Below are 16661 nucleotides of genomic sequence, written 5' to 3' on the forward strand. Positions count from 1 at the left end.
GTGCAGTTCAGAACGGGCGGAAGTTGCCGTGGGTGCCAGTGGCCTGCACGGCGCTGATCGGGGGGCGCGGGCCGGCCTGGGCGCGCATGGGGGAGTTGGGAGCGCGGCGCTCGACGAAGGGCGCGGCACCCGGGCGGCTCGATGGCCTGGTGCTGCCCTGCGCCTGGGTGGTGAAGAAGGCGACGGACTGCTGCAGCTGCTCGGCCTGGCTGGACAGTTCCTCGGACGTGGCGGCCAGCTCTTCGGACGCGCTGGCGTTCTGCTGCGTGGCCTTGCTGAGCTGGCCCATCGCGTCGCCAATCTGCGAGACGGACTGGCTCTGCTCCTGCGAGGCGGCGGCGATCTCCTGCACCAGCTCGCTGGTCTTCTGGATGCTGGGGACGATCTCGTCGAGCAGCTTGCCGGCGCGCTCAGCGGTGCTGACGCTGTTGCCGGCGAGGTCGCCGATCTCCTTGGCGGCTTCCTGGCTGCGCTCGGCGAGCTTGCGCACCTCGGCGGCCACCACGGCGAAGCCCTTGCCGTGCTCGCCGGCGCGGGCGGCCTCGATGGCGGCGTTCAGCGCCAGCAGGTTGGTCTGGTAGGCGATGTCGTCGACGATGCTGATCTTCTGCGCGATCTGCTTCATCGCGGTCACGGTCTGCGTGACGGCGACGCCGCCGTCGGCGGCCTCGCGGCTGGCCTTGGTGGCCATGCCGTCGGTCACGCGGGCGTTGTCGCTGTTCTGGCTGATGCTGGCCGAGATCATCTCGACGGAGGCGGTCGTCTGCTCCGCGGACGCCGCCTGCTCGCTGGCCGACTGAGACAGGCTCTGCGCGGTGGCGCTGACCTGGCCGGCGGCGCCGGTGAGCGCGTCGGCGGCGCTGCGCACCTCGTCGATGACGGCGGCGAGCTTCTCGCCGGTGCCGTTGGCATCGTCCCGCACCTTGGCAAACACGCCGGCGTAGGCGCGGGTGATGCGCTGCGAGAGGTCGCCTTCGGCCAGCGCGCCGAAGACCCGGCCCACGTCGTCGAAGATGACCGCCGTGGTCTCCATCAGCGCGTTGACGCCCTCGCAGAGCGTCCGCACGGCGCCCGACTTGCCGTCCATCGGAATGCGTTGCGCCAGGTCGCCTTCACGGGCGGCGCTGGTCACCTGCTCCGCCTGGGCGACTGCCTCGTTGAGCATGCGGGTGGCGAGCATCTGCTCCGTCACGTCGGTGGCGATCTTGACGACCTTCACGACGCGGCCCATCTCGTCCTTCACCGGGGCGTAGACCGCCTGGATCCACACCTCCTGGCCCGACTTCGCGATGCGGCGGAAGACGTTGTTCTGCGGGCGCCCGGCATTGAGGTCCTGCCAGAACTGCGCGTACTCCGCGCTGGCGGCGAACGGCGCGTCGCAGAACATGCGGTGGTGCCGGCCCTTGACCTCGTCCAGGCTGTAGCCCAGGGTCTTCAGGAAGTTGTCGTTGGCGTGCAGGACGTGGCCCGTCAGGTCGAACTCGATGAAGGCGTAGCTCTGGTCGATGGCAGCCAGGATGCCGCGCGAGTTCTGGCGCTCGATCTCCTGCTCGGTGATGTCGTAGCGCACGCCGAGGTATTTCATCGGCTTGCCGTTGTCGCCCAGGATGGGGGCGATGACGGCGTCGACGTAGTACGGCGTGCCGTCCTTGGCGCGGTTCTTCACCATGCCGCGGAAGATCTCGCCGCGACCGATCGTGGACCACATCTGCTTGAACACCTCCTTGGGCATGTCCGGGTGGCGCGTCGTGTTGTGGCCGTGGCCGATCAGTTCGCTGCGGCTGTACTTCGAGATTTCGAGGAACTTCTCGTTGATGGACAGGATGTCGCCCTTCTTGTCCGCCTCCGACACGATGCTGGTGATGTTCATGATGTCGGTGCGTACCTGCAGCTCGCTTTGCGCGAGCCGGAGGCGGCTTTCGGCGTCGTCGCGCGCCGCCTCGGCGGCCAGTCGGGCGCTGTCGGCAGCGTCGAGTTCCTTGCCGGCCAGCAGTCGGGCGATCCAGGAGGGGGAGGTCATGTTGGTGTCCTTTCGTGCGGTGGCGGGTGCCGGATCAGGAAGAGGTGCGTTCGGCGACGGCGTCGCCAGCAAGCCTTTGGCAGCGGGGCTCGGCGGCCAGCTGCCCGAGCGACGGCACATCGAAGATCAGCGCGACTTCGCCGTTGCCCAGGATGGAGGAACCGGACACGCCGCGCAGGCTGCGGAACAGCCGGCCCAGCGGCTTGATGACCGTCTGGTGCTGGCCCAGCAGTGCATCCACGAGCACGCCGTAGCGGGCGTGGCCCGACTTCAGCACGACGATGCTGCCGCGTGCGGCAACAGGCCCGTCGATGGCGTACAGCGTGCGCAGGCTGACGACCGGCAGCACCTGCCCGCGCAGCTCGACGACGCCGCGCCCGCGGGCGTCGAGGGTGGCGTCGCCCGCCCGGCCCTCGATGACCTCCATGACGGCATCCAGCGGAAAGATGAAGCGCGCATCGCCGACGGAGATCAGGAAGCCGTCGATGATGGCCAGCGTCAGCGGCAGCCGGATCTCGATGGTGGACCCCCGGCCCTCCGTGCTGTCCAGCAGCACGCTGCCGCGCAGCGCTTCGATGTTGCTGCGCACGACGTCCATGCCCACGCCGCGGCCGCTGAGGTTGGTGACCTTCTCGGCCGTGGAGAAGCCCGGCTCGAAGATGAGACGCAGGATCGCCTCGTCGTCCGGCACGACACCGGCTTCCACCAGTCCGCGCGACCAGGCGCGCTCCAGCACCTTGCGACGCTGGATGCCGCGGCCGTCGTCGGTGATGCGGATGACGATGCTGCCGGCCTCGTGCCGGGCGGACAGCATCAGCCGGCCCTGCGCCGGTTTGCCGGTCGCCTCGCGCTGCTCGGGAGTCTCCAGCCCGTGGTCCAGTGCGTTGCGGACCAGGTGCATCAGCGGGTCGGCGATGCGTTCCACGACGCTCTTGTCCAGCTCGGTCTCGCCGCCCTGGATCTCCAGCTGCACGTCCTTGCCCAGCTCGGCGGCGGTGTCGCGCACCACGCGGCGAAAGCGCGCGAAGGTCTCGCCGATGGGCACCATGCGCAACTGCAGCGTGCCGTTGCGGATCTCCTCGATGAGCCGGCTGATCTGCTCGTTGGCTTCCATCAGCTGGCGCTGCTGCGTCTCGCGAGCCAGCAGCGCGGCACCGGCGCCGGCGATCACCAGCTCGCCCAGCAGGTTGATGACGGCGTCCAGCCGGTTGGCCTGCACGCGGATGAAGCGGTGGTCGTCGCCCGCGGCGGGGGCCGGCGTGTCGGTGCGCTGCCGGCGCTGCTTGCGCAGCGCGGCATCCACCACCTGCGTGGCCAGGCCGGTCTGTTCGGTCAGCAGCTGGCCCAGCAGCGCCGTTTCGCCCTGCGCGGCGGCCGCCTGCTGGCTGCGCAGGCCCTGCTGCAGCTGCGCCGGGCTGATGGCGCCGACCGCCACCAGGATCTCGCCCAGCCGCGGGTTGCCCGGCATCGCGTCGATCAGGTCGGCGAACTGGGCCGGCGTGGCGCCGGGGGTGATGACGTGCAGCTGGCAGTCCTCGCGCACGAAGCTGAAGGCGTCCTCGATCTGCTCGCGGCTGGCCTCCGTGGCCAGGCCGAACAGGAAGCCCAGGTGGCAGCTCTCGGGGTCCAGCGCGTCCAGCGGCGGCACCCCCCCGACGTCGCAAACGATGTGGGTGATCTCGCCCAGGCCGCGCACGTAGTTCAGCACGGCAAGCGGGTCCATGCCGTTGCGGAACACGTCGCTGCCAAACGCCACGGACACATGCCACGGCCGGCGGCTGAGCGCGGGTGCCGCGCCGGTGGGTTCGGCAGCCGCGGGCGGCGTCACGCCGGCGGCGGCCTGCAGCCGCGCCACCAGGGCCTCCCGCTGTGCGACGGCGTCGGCGTCCTGCGCCGCGCCGCCGGCCTCGGCCACCAGCGTGCGGATCTGGTCATTGCATCGCAGCAGCAGCGTGCTGAGCTCGGGGGTCAGCGCCACCTGGCCCTCGCGGACGCGCTGCAGCAGCGTCTCGACATGGTGGGTGAACCCCACCACGGCATCCAGCCCGAACAGGCCCGCCGACCCTTTGACGGTGTGGGCGCAGCGAAACAGCGCATTGAGCAGCTCGATGTCGCCGGGGCAGCTTTCCAGCTGCAACAGCAGCGCCTCCAGGCTCTGGACCTGCTCCTCGGCCTCGCTGAGGAAGGCGGGCAGCGCTTCGGCAACGAAGTCGGCGTCCTGGGTCATGCGGCCTCCGGGGTGGGTTGTGGCGCAGCGTGGGCCAGCCAGCCGGCCAGACCGAGGGCCGTGCAGGCCTCGCGCAGCGGCCGGCTCGGGTTGCGCAGCCGCAGCGCCACGCCGCGCGCAGCCAGGCCGCGCTCGAGCGCCACCAGCAGTTGCACGCCGGCGCCGTCCACCTGGTCGACGGCGGTGGCGTCTGCCGTCGCCTCGTGGCCGGTGTGCTGCGCCGCCCAGGCCAGCCACTGCGGGTGCAGCTCGGCGGCCGTGTAGATGCTCAGTTCGGCAGGGAGCAGCAGGTCCATGGGGCCTCCGGTGCTCACGGCAGCACCAGCTTGGACACGGCGTCCAGCAGCTGCGGCGGGTTGAAGGGCTTCACCATCCAGGCCTTGGCGCCGGCCTGGCGGCCCCGGTTCTTGGCGTCCTCCTCGCCCTCGGTGGTCAGCATGACCACCGGGATGAAGCGGTGGCGCGGGTGGGCCTTGAGCCGTGTGACGAACGTGATGCCGTCCATGTTGGGCATGTTCACGTCGCAGACGATGAGGTGCACCTTGGGCGCCTGGTTCAGCGCCTCCAGCCCGGCGATGCCGTCGCCGGCCTCCAGCACGTCGTAGCCGGCGCGCGTCATGGCCAGGCGCACGACGGTGCGCAGCGAACTGGAGTCGTCGACGATGAGAATGGTCTTGACCATGCGTGCTCCTCAGAAGAAGGTGGTTTCGATGTTTCGGGCCGGCGTCGCCTGCACGGGCTGGCCGTGCGAGACGGCGCGCTGCTCGGCCGTCGTGTAGCCGGCGGCCAGCAGCCGGCGCCAGTGATCGGCGTCGGGCGCCTGGTCGGCGGCGGCGGCGTCCTGCAGGGCGACGCTGGCCTGGGCCATGGAGTCGCGCAGCTGGTCCAGGATCTGGTGCACGCGGTCCTGGAACTGGAAGGCCGTCAGCAACTGCTCGACCTGCGCCCTGACCAGCTCGCCCTGCGCGCTCTGCTCGGCGCTGCGCTGCTGCAGGGCGGCCACCGTGGCGTTGACCTGGGCCACCACCTCGCCCACGGTTTGCTCCGACGCCTGGATGGCCTGCGTGTCCTGGGCGGCTTGGCTGGTGGCCTGCTGCAGTGCCTGTTGCATGCGATCGTTGAAGTCGGTGAGCTGGCCGCCGATGCGCCGTCCCGTGTCGCCCGACTCGGCGGACAACCGCCGCACCTCGCCGGCCACGACGGCGAAGCCGCGCCCGGAGGGGCCGGCGCGTGCCGCCTCGATGGCGGCGTTGATCGACAGCAGGTTGGTCTGGCGTGCCAGGCTGGACACGTCTTCGGCCAGCGTGTGCAGCCGGCCCGAGGCCTCGCCCAGCGTGCGCACGATGCCCAGCGTCTCATCGCGCGACCGCACAAAGCCGTCGAAGTTGCGCAGCAGGCCGCGCAGTTGATCGTCGCAATGCGCCAGCAGCGCCAGGCGGCCCTCGTCACCGGCATCCGCGGGGCTCGCGAGCCCGTCCAGTTGCTGGAGGATGTCGCCGAACGACGCCAGCATCTGCTCGATGGCATCGCGCAGCTGCGTCTGCGCCGTGCCGACGTGGGTGGCCCAGGTGCTGGCGGCTTCTTCCAGCCGGGCGCTCAGCTGGCGCTGCCGCTGGGCGTTGTCGCCGTCCGCCGCGCTGGCCCGTTGCGCCAGGTGGCCCTGGAGTGCCAGCAATGCCGCCGCGGCGCTCCACAGCACCCAGGGTGCCACGGCGACTCCGGTGGCCAGCGCAGCGCCGGTTGCCAGCCATGCCACGGTGATCCAGTGCAGCCGAGCGCGCCCGGTGCCCCGCTTCAGCAAGATGTCGGTCAGTCGCGAAAATGCTGTTTTGATCATTTTGCTGCGATGCCTGCTCGGCGTCGCTCCCGGGAAGTCGGCGCGTCCCACCCGCCAGGTGGGAATTGAATCAATCATTGATATCAATTTTGCCGAATTGACCGGACGAAAGCCAGCCACGCCACCGCCGCTGGAGCGCGAATCGGGCGTTTCCGGAACTATTTGGCGGTGCTGGCCCTGGGCCGCAGGCGTCGTCCCGACGCGAGCGAAACCGTGTCGCCGGACTTCTGCGGCGCTACACGGGGGCCGCCGACCTGCTGGCGGCGGGGGGGGCAGCCGCTGCGCGGTGCAGCGGGGTGGCGTCAGGCCAGCGCGGTCATCCGCTCCACGAGCACGCAGCGCACCCACTTGCGGGCGGTGATCTGTGCCGTCTGCGTGCGCAGGAACTCCTCGGCCTGCGAGTGCGCCGACTCGAACTCGAAGCCGCACAGCTGCACGATGCGGCTCAGCGGCCGGCTCCACACCCGGCGCACCGACGCGCTGAACAGCGGCACGCCGTCGTCCTCGCCCAGCAGCAGGCGCAGTTCATAGTGCTGGGCGTCCAGCACCGGCTCGGCAGCGGCCAGGATCTGCAGACCTTCCTCGCTGAGGTTGACGACCACGCCGCCGCGTGCTTCGGCCAGGCTCTGGGGCTTGATGACCCAGACCGGCAGCTGCTCGTGCTCCTCGGGGACGAGGAAGAACTCGACGCGCGGGGAACGGCGTTGGTCGGTCACGGACATGGCGGGGTGCTCCATTCAAGTGGCGGGCAGATGATGCAAACGACACGCAGAAGACCAGCCTCCCATGACATCGTGGTGAAGTCGCTCGTTACCATGCGGCGCAAGAGGGACAGCACGGCAGAAAGCGCATTCATGACGCGGGCTGAAGGGATTTGGGGGCGTTTGCGGCGAACTTTCGAGCTGTATGTTGACAGCGATGTGGAGTCCGCGCGCATCCGGGCAGAACATCTTGACCAGTTGGTGCGGCTGACGCCGGCCCTCATGGCGGCCAATCTGCTCGCCGGCGGCCTGGTGTGCCTGGCCGTGGGCCGCGCCGGTGGCGCCTGGCTGACGGGCTGGCTGGGCCTGTTGGTCCTGCTGCTGGGCGCCGGCCTGTACGGCTGGTGGACGCGGCGGGGCCGCGAACCCGGCACCGTGTCGGCCAAGGGCTACTACCGCGGCAGCTGGCACGCGGCGCTGCTGGGGCTGTGCTGGGGGCTGGCGGCGGCCTGGTGGTTCGCGCCGGCCGCACCGGCGGAGCGCGTGCTGATCGCCACGCTGGTGACCGGCATGCTGGGTGCCGGCGCCTTCGCGCTGGCCATGCTGCCGCTGGCCAGCCTGGCCTATACCTGGCTCATCGTGGCCGGCTCGCTGGTGGCGCTGTGGCGGGCCCAGGAGCCCATCTTCCTCGCCGTGGGGGCGTTGCTGCTGGCCTATGCCACCGTCGTATCGCTGGCCGCCATGGCGCTGGCGCGGCAGTCCACGGCGCTGTTGCGCGCGCGCTTCTCGCATGCGCGCCAGCAGCAGGTGGTGTCGTTGCTGTTGCGGGACTTCGAGGAGAACGCCAGCGACGCGCTATGGGAAACCGACGCCGCCGGGCGGCTGGTGCACCGCTCGGCGCGGCTGGCCACGCTGCTCGGGGTGCCGGAGGAGCGCCTGGGCGAGGTGCGGCTGCCGCAGTGGTTCGCCGCGCGCGCGCAGCAGTCCGGGCCGCTGCTGGCCGCCTGGGCGCTGGGCCGGCCGTTCCGCGACCTCAAGCTGCAACTGGGCCGCGGCGAGCAGGCGCGCTGGTGGGCGCTGAGTGCCAAGCCCATCGCGAGCGCCGACGGCGCGGCTGGCGGCGGCTGGCGCGGCGTCATCGCCGACATCACCGAGGCGCAGCGCTTCGAGAATCAGTTGCGGGTGCAGGCCGAGCAGGACGCGCTGACCGGGCTGGCCAACCGGCGCAACCTGATGAACGCCGCGCAGGCCGCCATGGAACTGGGCCAGCCGGGCTGGCTGCTGTCCATCGACCTGGATCATTTCAAGGTCATCAACGACAGCTCGGGGCACACCACCGGCGACGAGGTGCTGCGCGTCGTCGCGGGCCGGCTGCTGTCGCTGGTGGAGGAGGGCGACCTCGTCGGCCGGCTGGGGGGCGACGAGTTCGCGATGCTGCGCCTGGGGACGTCGCCGCGACGCGCGCCGCAGGCGATGGCGGCACTCATCATCGACAAGCTCAGCGAGCCCATCGAGGTGGGGCCTAAGCGCCTGCACGTGGGCGCCAGCGTGGGCCTGGCGCGGCTGGACCCGGGCATCGCCAACGTCGAAGACCTGATGGTCAATGCCGACCTCGCGCTGTACGACGCCAAGCGCTCCGGCCGGGGCCGCAGCGTTGTCTACGCCAGCGCACTGGGGGCCGCGAGCCGGCGCATGCACACCGTGGAGCAGGCCTTGCGCGAGGGCCTGGGGCAGGGGCAGTTCGAGCTGCACTTCCAGCCCAAGGTCGATTCGCAGACGCTGCAGGCGCTGGGTGTCGAGGCGCTGATGCGCTGGGAACACCCGACGCTCGGCTCCATCTCGCCGGGCGAGTTCATTCCCGCGGCCGAGCGTTGCGGCCTCATCCACGAGCTGGGTGCGCTGGCGCTGAAGCAGGCCTGCCTGGCCGCGCGCGACCTGCCGGGCCTGAACGTGGCCGTCAACGTGTCGCCACTGCAGCTGATGGAGCCGGGCTTCGTCGAGAGCGTCGAGCGCCTGCTGGTGCGTGCCGGCGTGGGGCCATCGACGCTGCACCTGGAGGTCACCGAGTCGCTGATGCTGGAGGACGCGCAGGCCGCGCTGCGCCGGCTGCATGCGCTGCGCGAGCTGGGCGTGCAGGTGGCGCTGGACGATTTCGGCACCGGCTTCTCGTCGCTGGCCTACCTGCGCGCGTTCCCGTTCCACACGCTGAAGATCGACCGCTCCTTCGTGCGCTCGCTGACCGAGCACGCCGATGCGCGCGCCATCGTCAACACCATCGTGCGCATGGCCGGCGTGCTGGGCATGCGCACGGTGGCCGAGGGCGTGGAAACCGATCGCGAGCTGGCCATCATCCGCACCATCCGCTGCGACGAGGTACAGGGTTATCTCGTCGCGCGCCCCATGCCACTGCCCAAGCTCCAGGACTGGCTGGCCGGCCGGCCGCTCACGGGCCCGGTCGACGAGGTGGACTCCCGCATCCTGCCGTGGCGGCTGACGCAGTACTCACCGCCGACGACGATGTTCAGCACCGAGCTGTAGCCGGCAGCCGAGCACTCCTCGGGCCGGGCGCCGGGCCTGCCTTGGGCCTCTGGCCCAAGGCGTTCCGTAGGCACAGGCAGTCCGCAGGGACTGCCTGTGTCCGACTCCACCCCCAAGCCGGCCCGTCTGGCGATGTGCGAGCGGGGTCACCCCCGCGAGCATCGCCGCCCCCCTCGGGGGGCCGGCCAAGGTAGTCCTTGGCCGGGGGGCTCTACTTACACCGACAGCAGATCCACCTCGAACAGCAGCGTCGCATTCGGCGGAATCACGCCACCGGCACCATAGGCGCCGTAGCCCAGCTCAGGCGGCAGCACCAGCATGCGCGTGCCGCCCACCTTCATGCCCTGCACGCCCTCGTCCCAGCCGGCGATGACCTCGCCGCCGCCCAGGCGGAACTTGAAGGGCTGGCCGCGGTCCTTGCTGGAATCGAACTTCTTGCCCTTCATGCCGTCCTTGTAGAGCCAGCCGGTGTAGTGCACCGACACGCGCTGGCCCTTGGCAGCCTCGGCCCCGTCGCCGACCGTGCGGTCCTCGTACTGCAGGCCGCTGGAGGTGGTGTGCAGGTTCAGCTCCACGGCCTCGGGGCCGCCGGCCACGCCCAGCAGCTCCACGTCGAAGCACAGCGTCGCGTTGGGCGGGATCACGCCGCCGGCGCCGCGCGCGCCGTAGCCCAGGTCCGCGGGGATGATCAGCGTGCGCTTGCCGCCGATCTTCATGCCCTGCACGCCTTCGTCCCAGCCACGGATGACCATGCCGGCGCCCAGCTCGAACTCGAACGGGTCGTTGCGGTCCTTGCTGGAGTCGAACTTGGCGGCCTTGGCGCCGTCGACCCACAGCCAGCCGGTGTAGTGGACGGTGACGTCCTGGCCGGCCACGGCCGTCTTGCCGTCACCCTCGACGGTGTCTTCGAACTGCAGGCCGCTGGGCGTGGTGTTCATGGGGAAATCCTTGCGTTGGGGAAACGGGCGATTGTCGCCTCATGCCTATAGAGTCCGGCCGTCGCGGCTTCAGGCAAGGACGGGTCATGTCGGGCGGGAACTGGAAGGAGATGTACCAGGCGGGTTGCGAGGGCGACCTGGCGCTGGTCGAGTACCACGTCAAGGCGGGCGTGGATGTCAACTACGCGCACCCGGAGTTCCTGTCCACGCCGCTGGTGGCCGCCATCCTCGCGGGCCAGGAGGCGGTGGCGCTGTACCTGCTGGAGAACGGCGCGATGCCGGACCTGGCTTCCGAGTTCGATGCAGCCACGCCCATGCAGGCGGCCCGACGCACCGGGCTGGCCGCGGTGGAGGAGCGGCTGCACGCGCTGGGCGTGCCCCGGCCGGCCCCCGCCGCTCGCCCGGGCTGGCTGGCGCGGCTGCTGGGCCGCAGCACTACATTGGCTTGAAGCGCGACTGAAAGCTCTGGCTGACCGGCAGCCGCGTGTCGCTGCCCTTGAGCAGCACCTCCATGCCGGTGAGCCGCCGCTCGACGCGGGCCACGTGCGCGAGGTTGATGACGACGGCCCGGTGGATCTGCCAGAACTGACCCGGGTCCAGCTGCGCCAGCAGCTCGCGCAGCGACAGCCGCAGCAGGAACTCGCCCTCCGCCGTCACGGCGCAGGTGTACTTGTTGTCGCTGCGGAAGTGGCTCACGTCGGCCACCATCACGAGGTGCAGCCGCTCGCCCTGCGAGGCCTGCAGCCAGCGCAGCGGGGCCGCGGCTGGCGCTGCAGCGGCCTCCAGCGCGGGCGGCGCCCACTGCTGCAGCCAGTGCGCCAGTTGCGCCGGCGGCCACTGCAGGCGCTGCTGCAGCCGCTGCACGGTCTCGCGCAGGCGGGCTTCGGCCAGCGGCTTGAGCAGGTAGTCGATGGCGCCGTGCTCGAAGGCCTGCACCGCGTGCGCGTCGTAGGCGGTCACGAACACGATGTGGGCCAGGCCCTTCAGGCGGCGGGCCAGCGACAGGCCGTCCAGCCCGGGCAGGCGGATGTCGACGAACACGATGTCGGGGCGCAGGTCCAGCGCCAGCGCCAGGCCCTGGTCGCCGTCCTCGGCCTCGGCCAACACCTGCAGCTGCGGCCACAGCTGGGCCAGCCCGTCGCGCAGCCGCTGGCGCGGCAGGGCTTCGTCTTCGATGATCAGCGCGGTGGGGGTGTTCATGCGGCGGCGGTCCAGGGCAGGGTGATGCGGGCCAGCACGCCGCCACCGTCGGCCTGCTGGATGCTCAAGTGTGCGGCGGGGCCGTAGAGGCTGGCGAGGCGGTCGCGCACATTGGCCAGCCCCAGGCCCTGCGACGCGCCGGGGGCGGGCGGGGCCGGTTGCAGGCCGGCGCCGGTGTCGGCCACCTCCACCACCAGCCGGTCGCCGTCACGGCGCGCGCCGACGCGGATGCGGCCGCCGGCCGCCAGCGGCTCGATGCCGTGGCGCACCGCGTTCTCCACCAGCGTCAGCAGCATCAGCGGCGGCATGGCGTGGGCGGCGCAGTCGGCGTCGGCCTGCACGTGGAAGTGCAGCCGCGCGCCCAGCCGCGTGGCCATCACCGTCAGGTAGGCGCGGGTCAGCTCGAACTCCTTGCCGACCGTGGACAGCGGCTCGCGCAGCGACGGCAGCGCCAGGCGCAGGTAGTCGTGCAGCTCGCCCAGGAAGCGCTCGGCCGTGGCAGGCTGCTGGCGGATCAGCTGCTGCAAACTGGCCAGCGCGTTGAACAGGAAATGCGGCTCAACCTGGGCCTGCAGCGCCTTCAGCTCGGCCACGCTGACCTGGCGGGCCAGGTCGGCCATCGCGGCCTGCTGCTCGGCCTGGGCCACGCGCAGCCGCACGGCCTGCTCCTCGCGCCAGCGCCACCAGCGCAGCGGCAGCTGCACCAGCACGGCAAAGCCCCAGGCCGGCAGGGCCAGCCGTGCCACCTCCCAGGACTGGCCCCAAGGTACGGCGCGCGGGCCTGGCACCAGCGCCAGGCCCAGCAGCGCGCCGGCCGCCGCGGCCACCGGCACACCCACGGGCCACCAGCGCCAGCGCAGCACCAGCGCCGCGGCGCTGTACGCCAGCCACAGCTGGGCCGACAGCACCACCCAGCGCGCGCCGGGCCATTGCAGCGCGGCCAGCGCCCAGGCGGCCCAGAAGATCAGGCCGGGCAGCAGCGTGGCCAGCAGCCGGGTGGGCGGGCGCTCAGTCAAGGCGGGCATTGGCGAGGGGTTGCGGCGGCAGCTGCGCCATCACGCGGCGGCTCTCGGCGAAGCTCTGGCGGGCGCGGGCCCAGTCGATGTTCAGCGTGGTGGCCGTCACGGGCACGTCGCGGCCCACGACGTCGAAGCGCAGCTGGCGCGCCCACAGCTGGCCTTCGCCCACCAGCGCCAGGCCGACGCTGATCAGCGGTGCATCGGCCGGCACGTCCATGACCACGCTGACCGGCTGCCAGTCGCCACCGGGCTGCACGGGGCTGCCGGGCGGCAGGCGGTGCTCCACGCCGAGGGCACCCTCGGCCATGCGGTTGAGCATGCCGCCGTCGCCGGGCGTGAGGTAGACGCCGGCCCACGGCGCGGTGCCCTCGGCTCTCATCTCGGCGCTGAAGCGCACGCGCTGGCCGGCGTAGCCGTAGGCCGGCTGCGTCAGCGCGCCGACGTTGGGGCCCAGCGGCAACTGGGGGCGCGTCGAGCGGATCGTCAGCGTGGGTGTGCCGGCGGCGTCGCCGACCGGGGTGAGTCCGATCTCGAAGCCGTTGCTGGTATCGGGCTTGTCGCTGTGCGAGATGGCGAAGACATGCCAGCCGTCCGGCACGCGCGGCGCGGCGGCGCTGACGCTGAGCACGAAGGCGGCCAGGGGAACGAGGGCCAGGGCGCGGTAGTCCATGAGGGTCTCCTGATTCGGGGTGTTGGGGGCTCAGCGCAGTGCCAGGTTGCCGGGCGGCGTGGGCTGGCCAGCCTGGGCGCGCTGGTTGCGCCCGATCAGCTCGCGCAGCGCGGCGGTCTGTGCGGCGGCGAAGCGGTGCGTCGTCAGCGGCGTGTCGGTGCCGACGACCTCCAGCCTGAAGCCGCGCGCCCACACCTGCCCGTTGCCCAACAGCGCCAGGCCCACGGTGGCGGCGCCCATGCCGTCGGCCGGGATGTCGGCGACGACGCTGACCTCGCACCAGTCCGCGCAGGCCGCGGCACCGGCCTGCGCGGCGGGCTCGGGTTCGTCGGCGCTCGTGGGCAGCAGGTACAGCGGCAGAAAGCCGTCGCGCACCACCAGCCCGGCCCAGCCGTCGGCGCCGGTGGCCTTGACCTCGGCCGTGAAGCGCACCCGCTTGCCGGTGTAGCCGACGACGCTCTGCCAGACCGCGCCCAGTTCGGTGGGCTGGCGCCGGCCCAGCGATTGCACGGTCAGCGCGCGCGAGGCCTGTTGCTCGGTGTCGGGCGCCACGCCGTAGGCATAGGTGGGGCCCGCCGGCCAGGTGAGGCTGGCGCCGCCCTGCCAGCCGGTCGGCAGGCGCAGGGGCTCGGCGCTGCTGGCGCTGAGCGCCAGCACGGCGATGGGAATGACGAGAAGGCTGCGGTAGTCCATGGGTTGTACCGGGGGAGTGGCTGACGGGGCGCAGTGTCTGCAGCGTCCGCCGGGGTGCCCAGCGCGCTGCGACGAGCGCCCGCCGCGGGCGACGAGGGCGAGCCGGTGGCGACGAGGGCCCGTCGGCGTTTCAGCGCGCCGGGCCGTACCGCGCCGCCCAGGCCTGCTGCGCGGCGGCCAGCGTGTCGGCCAGGCCCAGGTGCGCCGCCGGTGCCGGCAGCCCCAGCCGCTCGGCCGCCTCGCGCTGCCGCGCGGGCGGGTCGGCCAGGTCGATGGCCGCCGCGCCGTTCTGCTTGGACAGCTTGTGCCCGTCCGCGGCCAGCACCAGCGGCGTGTGCAGATAGCGCGGCATTGGCAGGCCCAGCGCGCGTTGCAGCGCGATCTGGCGGGGCGTGTTGTCGGCCAGGTCCTCGCCGCGGACGACGTCGGTGATGCCTTGCTCGGCGTCATCGACGACGACCGCCAGCTGGTAGGCCCACAGGCCGTCGGCGCGCTTCAGCACGAAGTCGCCCACCTCCGCGTCCAGGTCCTGCGACTGCGCGCCGAGCTGCCGGTCCTGCCAGTCGATGTGGCCCGCCACCCGGAAGCGCCAGGCGCGTGCCGGCCGGCCGCGGGTGCCGCCGCGCTCGGGCCGACAGGTGCCGGGGTAGATCAGCTCGCCGTGCTTGGCCCGCGGGCCCATCGCCGCGGCGATCTCGGCCCGCGTGCAGGCGCAGCCGTAGGCCTGGCCGGCAGCGATGAGCCGGTCCAGCGCCGCCTGGTACAGCTCGCCCCTGCGGGACTGCCAGGTGGGCGGCTCGTCCGGCACCAAGCCGAGCGCCGCGAGCTGGCCGAGGATGACCGCGTCCGTGCCCGGCGGGCAGCGCGGGCCGTCCACGTCCTCGATGCGCACCAGCCACTGTCCGCCGTGGGTGCGGGCGTCCAGCCAGCTGGCCAGCGCGGCCACCAGCGAGCCGGCGTGCAGCGGGCCGGTGGGCGAGGGGGCGAAGCGTCCCCGGTACATCAGAGGAGCAGGCCTTCGTGCTGTTCCAGCAGCGCCTTGCGCGTGGCGTCGCTGCGCAGCTTGTCCAGCCACCAGGCCAGCGCCTTGCCGGGCGCCTGGCCGGTGTCGCGCCAGGCGTAGTGCATGACGCCCGCACGGCGGCCTTCGTAGGTGGCCTTGCGCACGAGGCGGCCGGCCTCCAGGTGGCGGCGCACGATGCTGACCGGCAGCGAGCCGCAGCCCAGGCCGCGCAGCAGCGCCTCCAGCTTGGTGGCCATGGAGGGCATGGTCAGCACGTCCTGCCCCGGCAGCAGGCCCACGGTGATGGGCCGCAGCGTGCGGGCGCTGTCGGCCACGGCGATGATGCGGTGCTCGGCGATGGCGGCGGCCGTCAGCGGCTCCGGGAGCTGTGCCAGCGGGTGGTGCGGGGCGACGCAGAAAGCGAACTCCAGCTCGCCGGCCGGCTCGCAGTGGATGGTGCTGCTGGCCGACTGGGCCGGCACGCCCAGCGCGAGGTCGGCCTGGCCGTGCAGTAGCGCCTCCCAGGTGCCGGCCAGCACCTCCACGCGCAGCTTCAGCCGCGTGGGCGGCGGCGTGCCGTCGTCCAGCCGCTGCGCGTAGAAGGCCTCCATCAGGTCGAACACGGCGCGGCGGGCCACGGCGTCGTCCATCACCAGCGTCAGCTCGCTCTCCCAGCCGGTGGCGATGCGGCGCACGCGGTTGGCCACCGCGTCCAGCTCCTGCAGCAGCCGCCGGCCCTCCACCAGCAGCTCCTGGCCGGCCGAGGTCAGCACGGCCTGGCGCGAGCTGCGGTCGAACAGCAGCACGTCCAGCGCGTCCTCCAGCTGGCGCACGGAGTAGGTCAGCGCCGACGGCACCCGGCCCATCTCGCGGGCGGCGGCGGCAAAACTGCCGGTTCGGGCGATGGTGTCCATCATGGACAGGGCTTCGGGCGTCAGCGCGCGGCGCTTGTCGAGTGTGTGTGGCATGCGTTCAGTCTATTTGAACGGTGTCCTCAAGCCGCGCTGGTCGATGGGCGACAGACCGGCTCCTACATTGACTCCATCGCCAACAAGCAAGGAGCCTGAGATGACCACCCAACTGATCAAGTCCAGCGACCGCGGCTATGCCGATCATGGCTGGCTGAAGTCCTTCCACAGCTTCTCGTTCGCCGACTATTACGACCCGGCCCGCATGGGCTTCGGTGCGCTGCGCGTCATCAACGAGGACCGCGTCGCCCCGGGCCGCGGCTTCGGCACGCACGGCCACCGCGACATGGAGATCATCAGCTACGTGCTGTCGGGCGAGCTGGCGCACAAGGACAGCATGGGCAACGGCGAGAGCGGGGCGGCGCAGAACGGCAAGGAAGCGGGCGTCATCCGCCCCGGCGACGTGCAGCGCATGAGCGCCGGCACCGGCGTGATGCACAGCGAGTTCAACCACGCCAAGGACGAGACGACGCACTTCCTGCAGATCTGGATCATGCCGGACCGGCGCGGCATTGCCCCGAGCTACGAGCAGAAGCACTTCGACCCGGCCTCCAAGCGCGGCAAGCTGCGCCTGGTGGCGGCCAACGACGGCGCGGATGGCGCCGTGACCATCCATGCCGACGCGAAGCTGTACGCGGGCCTGTTCGACGGTGCCGAAGCCGCAGAGCTGACCCTTGCGCCCGGCCGCCTGGCCTACATCCACCTGGTTCGCGGATCGCTTAACGTCAACGGGCAAGACCTGACGGCGGGTGATGCCTTGCAAGTCCGTGAAGCATCTCGCCTCACGCTGTCCGCCGGCAAGGACGCCGAAGTCCTCGTCTTTGACCTCGCAGCCTGAATCTCGTCA

At 71.7% G+C, this 16661-nt stretch carries 16 protein-coding genes and 1 pseudogene; 3 read left to right on the forward strand and 14 right to left on the reverse strand.

The window, feature by feature from the left end; translation table 11 throughout:
* Positions 1–7 precede the first annotated feature (7 nt).
* The 6 genes from ACG04Q_RS20150 to ACG04Q_RS20175 form a co-directional block, all read right to left on the reverse strand.
* On the reverse strand, positions 8–2020 hold the full coding sequence (locus ACG04Q_RS20150) for a methyl-accepting chemotaxis protein (protein WP_394513118.1): 2013 nt from the start codon (positions 2018–2020) through the stop codon (positions 8–10).
* 34 nt (positions 2021–2054) lie between these two features.
* On the reverse strand, positions 2055–4247 hold the full coding sequence (locus ACG04Q_RS20155) for a chemotaxis protein CheA (protein WP_394513119.1): 2193 nt from the start codon (positions 4245–4247) through the stop codon (positions 2055–2057).
* Positions 4244–4543 (reverse strand): STAS domain-containing protein, encoded by a 300-nt coding sequence (locus ACG04Q_RS20160; RefSeq protein WP_394513120.1) that lies wholly within the window; start codon positions 4541–4543, stop codon positions 4244–4246. The genes ACG04Q_RS20155 and ACG04Q_RS20160 overlap by 4 nt, the downstream gene beginning before the upstream one ends.
* Positions 4544–4557: 14 nt before the next feature.
* Entirely contained in the window at positions 4558–4929 is a 372-nt protein-coding gene (locus ACG04Q_RS20165) for a response regulator (RefSeq protein WP_394513121.1), read from the reverse strand.
* 9 nt (positions 4930–4938) lie between these two features.
* Positions 4939–6003, reverse strand: a complete 1065-nt coding sequence (locus tag ACG04Q_RS20170; protein ID WP_394513123.1) for a methyl-accepting chemotaxis protein — start codon at positions 6001–6003, stop codon at positions 4939–4941.
* A 383-nt stretch (positions 6004–6386) separates the two neighbouring features.
* Positions 6387–6806: a PilZ domain-containing protein gene (locus ACG04Q_RS20175; RefSeq protein WP_394513124.1), complete on the reverse strand. Its 420-nt coding sequence runs from the start codon at positions 6804–6806 to the stop codon at positions 6387–6389.
* Positions 6807–7067: 261 nt separating this feature from the next.
* On the opposite strand from ACG04Q_RS20175, the gene ACG04Q_RS20180 reads away from it, so the two are divergent.
* Positions 7068–9323, forward strand: coding sequence for a putative bifunctional diguanylate cyclase/phosphodiesterase (locus ACG04Q_RS20180; RefSeq protein WP_394513126.1), 2256 nt, complete (start codon positions 7068–7070; stop codon positions 9321–9323).
* Positions 9324–9538: 215 nt separating this feature from the next.
* Here the strand turns inward: ACG04Q_RS20180 and ACG04Q_RS20185 are convergent, their stop codons facing one another.
* Positions 9539–9886 (reverse strand): FKBP-type peptidyl-prolyl cis-trans isomerase, encoded by a 348-nt coding sequence (locus tag ACG04Q_RS20185; RefSeq protein ID WP_394513351.1) that lies wholly within the window; start codon positions 9884–9886, stop codon positions 9539–9541.
* 30 nt (positions 9887–9916) lie between these two features.
* Positions 9917–10261: pseudogene (locus ACG04Q_RS20190) on the reverse strand (FKBP-type peptidyl-prolyl cis-trans isomerase); the annotation flags it as partial.
* A gap of 86 nt (positions 10262–10347) precedes the next feature.
* On the opposite strand from ACG04Q_RS20190, the gene ACG04Q_RS20195 reads away from it, so the two are divergent.
* Positions 10348–10710, forward strand: a complete 363-nt coding sequence (locus ACG04Q_RS20195) for an ankyrin repeat domain-containing protein (protein WP_394513127.1) — start codon at positions 10348–10350, stop codon at positions 10708–10710.
* On the opposite strand, the gene ACG04Q_RS20200 is transcribed toward ACG04Q_RS20195, so the two are convergent.
* The 6 genes from ACG04Q_RS20200 to ACG04Q_RS20225 all read right to left on the reverse strand — a co-directional run bounded on the left by ACG04Q_RS20200 (position 10697) and on the right by ACG04Q_RS20225 (position 15814).
* The gene (locus ACG04Q_RS20200) at positions 10697–11461 is read right to left on the reverse strand and encodes a LytR/AlgR family response regulator transcription factor (protein ID WP_394513128.1); all 765 of its coding nucleotides are present in this window, start codon (positions 11459–11461) and stop codon (positions 10697–10699) included. The two genes, ACG04Q_RS20195 and ACG04Q_RS20200, sit on opposite strands and share 14 nt — an antisense overlap.
* Entirely contained in the window at positions 11458–12477 is a 1020-nt protein-coding gene (locus tag ACG04Q_RS20205; RefSeq protein WP_394513129.1) for a sensor histidine kinase, read from the reverse strand. Before ACG04Q_RS20205 ends, ACG04Q_RS20200 begins: the two co-directional genes overlap by 4 nt.
* Positions 12470–13150, reverse strand: a complete 681-nt coding sequence (locus tag ACG04Q_RS20210; RefSeq protein WP_394513130.1) for a hypothetical protein — start codon at positions 13148–13150, stop codon at positions 12470–12472. Before ACG04Q_RS20210 ends, ACG04Q_RS20205 begins: the two co-directional genes overlap by 8 nt.
* Before the next feature lie 30 nt (positions 13151–13180).
* On the reverse strand, positions 13181–13843 hold the full coding sequence (locus ACG04Q_RS20215) for a hypothetical protein (protein WP_394513131.1): 663 nt from the start codon (positions 13841–13843) through the stop codon (positions 13181–13183).
* A gap of 130 nt (positions 13844–13973) precedes the next feature.
* Complete coding sequence (gluQRS, locus tag ACG04Q_RS20220; protein ID WP_394513132.1) at positions 13974–14846, reverse strand: tRNA glutamyl-Q(34) synthetase GluQRS; 873 nt, start codon at positions 14844–14846, stop codon at positions 13974–13976.
* Positions 14846–15814, reverse strand: a complete 969-nt coding sequence (locus ACG04Q_RS20225; protein ID WP_394513134.1) for a LysR family transcriptional regulator — start codon at positions 15812–15814, stop codon at positions 14846–14848. The genes gluQRS and ACG04Q_RS20225 overlap by 1 nt, the downstream gene beginning before the upstream one ends.
* 100 nt (positions 15815–15914) lie before the next feature.
* Between ACG04Q_RS20225 and ACG04Q_RS20230 the strand changes: the two genes are divergently transcribed.
* Positions 15915–16652, forward strand: a complete 738-nt coding sequence (locus tag ACG04Q_RS20230) for a pirin family protein (protein WP_394513136.1) — start codon at positions 15915–15917, stop codon at positions 16650–16652.
* The last annotated feature ends 9 nt before the right edge of the window (positions 16653–16661 follow it).

The organism is Pelomonas lactea (assembly GCF_043555885.1).
In the GTDB taxonomy this organism is placed as follows: Bacteria; Pseudomonadota; Gammaproteobacteria; order Burkholderiales; family Burkholderiaceae_C; genus Pelomonas; species Pelomonas lactea.

Bases quoted from the DNA above. Each gene is read 5' to 3' on its own strand.
- ACG04Q_RS20150 (WP_394513118.1), bottom strand. From the start codon at position 2,020: ATGACCTCCCCCTCCTGGATCGCCCGACTGCTGGCCGGCAAGGAACTC.
- ACG04Q_RS20155 (WP_394513119.1), bottom strand. From the start codon at position 4,247: ATGACCCAGGACGCCGACTTCGTTGCCGAAGCGCTGCCCGCCTTCCTC.
- ACG04Q_RS20160 (WP_394513120.1), bottom strand. From the start codon at position 4,543: ATGGACCTGCTGCTCCCTGCCGAACTGAGCATCTACACGGCCGCCGAG.
- ACG04Q_RS20165 (WP_394513121.1), bottom strand. From the start codon at position 4,929: ATGGTCAAGACCATTCTCATCGTCGACGACTCCAGTTCGCTGCGCACC.
- ACG04Q_RS20175 (WP_394513124.1), bottom strand. From the start codon at position 6,806: ATGTCCGTGACCGACCAACGCCGTTCCCCGCGCGTCGAGTTCTTCCTC.
- ACG04Q_RS20180 (WP_394513126.1), top strand. From the start codon at position 7,068: ATGGCGGCCAATCTGCTCGCCGGCGGCCTGGTGTGCCTGGCCGTGGGC.
- ACG04Q_RS20195 (WP_394513127.1), top strand. From the start codon at position 10,348: ATGTCGGGCGGGAACTGGAAGGAGATGTACCAGGCGGGTTGCGAGGGC.
- ACG04Q_RS20200 (WP_394513128.1), bottom strand. From the start codon at position 11,461: ATGAACACCCCCACCGCGCTGATCATCGAAGACGAAGCCCTGCCGCGC.
- ACG04Q_RS20210 (WP_394513130.1), bottom strand. From the start codon at position 13,150: ATGGACTACCGCGCCCTGGCCCTCGTTCCCCTGGCCGCCTTCGTGCTC.
- ACG04Q_RS20215 (WP_394513131.1), bottom strand. From the start codon at position 13,843: ATGGACTACCGCAGCCTTCTCGTCATTCCCATCGCCGTGCTGGCGCTC.
- gluQRS (WP_394513132.1), bottom strand. From the start codon at position 14,846: ATGTACCGGGGACGCTTCGCCCCCTCGCCCACCGGCCCGCTGCACGCC.
- ACG04Q_RS20225 (WP_394513134.1), bottom strand. From the start codon at position 15,814: ATGCCACACACACTCGACAAGCGCCGCGCGCTGACGCCCGAAGCCCTG.
- ACG04Q_RS20230 (WP_394513136.1), top strand. From the start codon at position 15,915: ATGACCACCCAACTGATCAAGTCCAGCGACCGCGGCTATGCCGATCAT.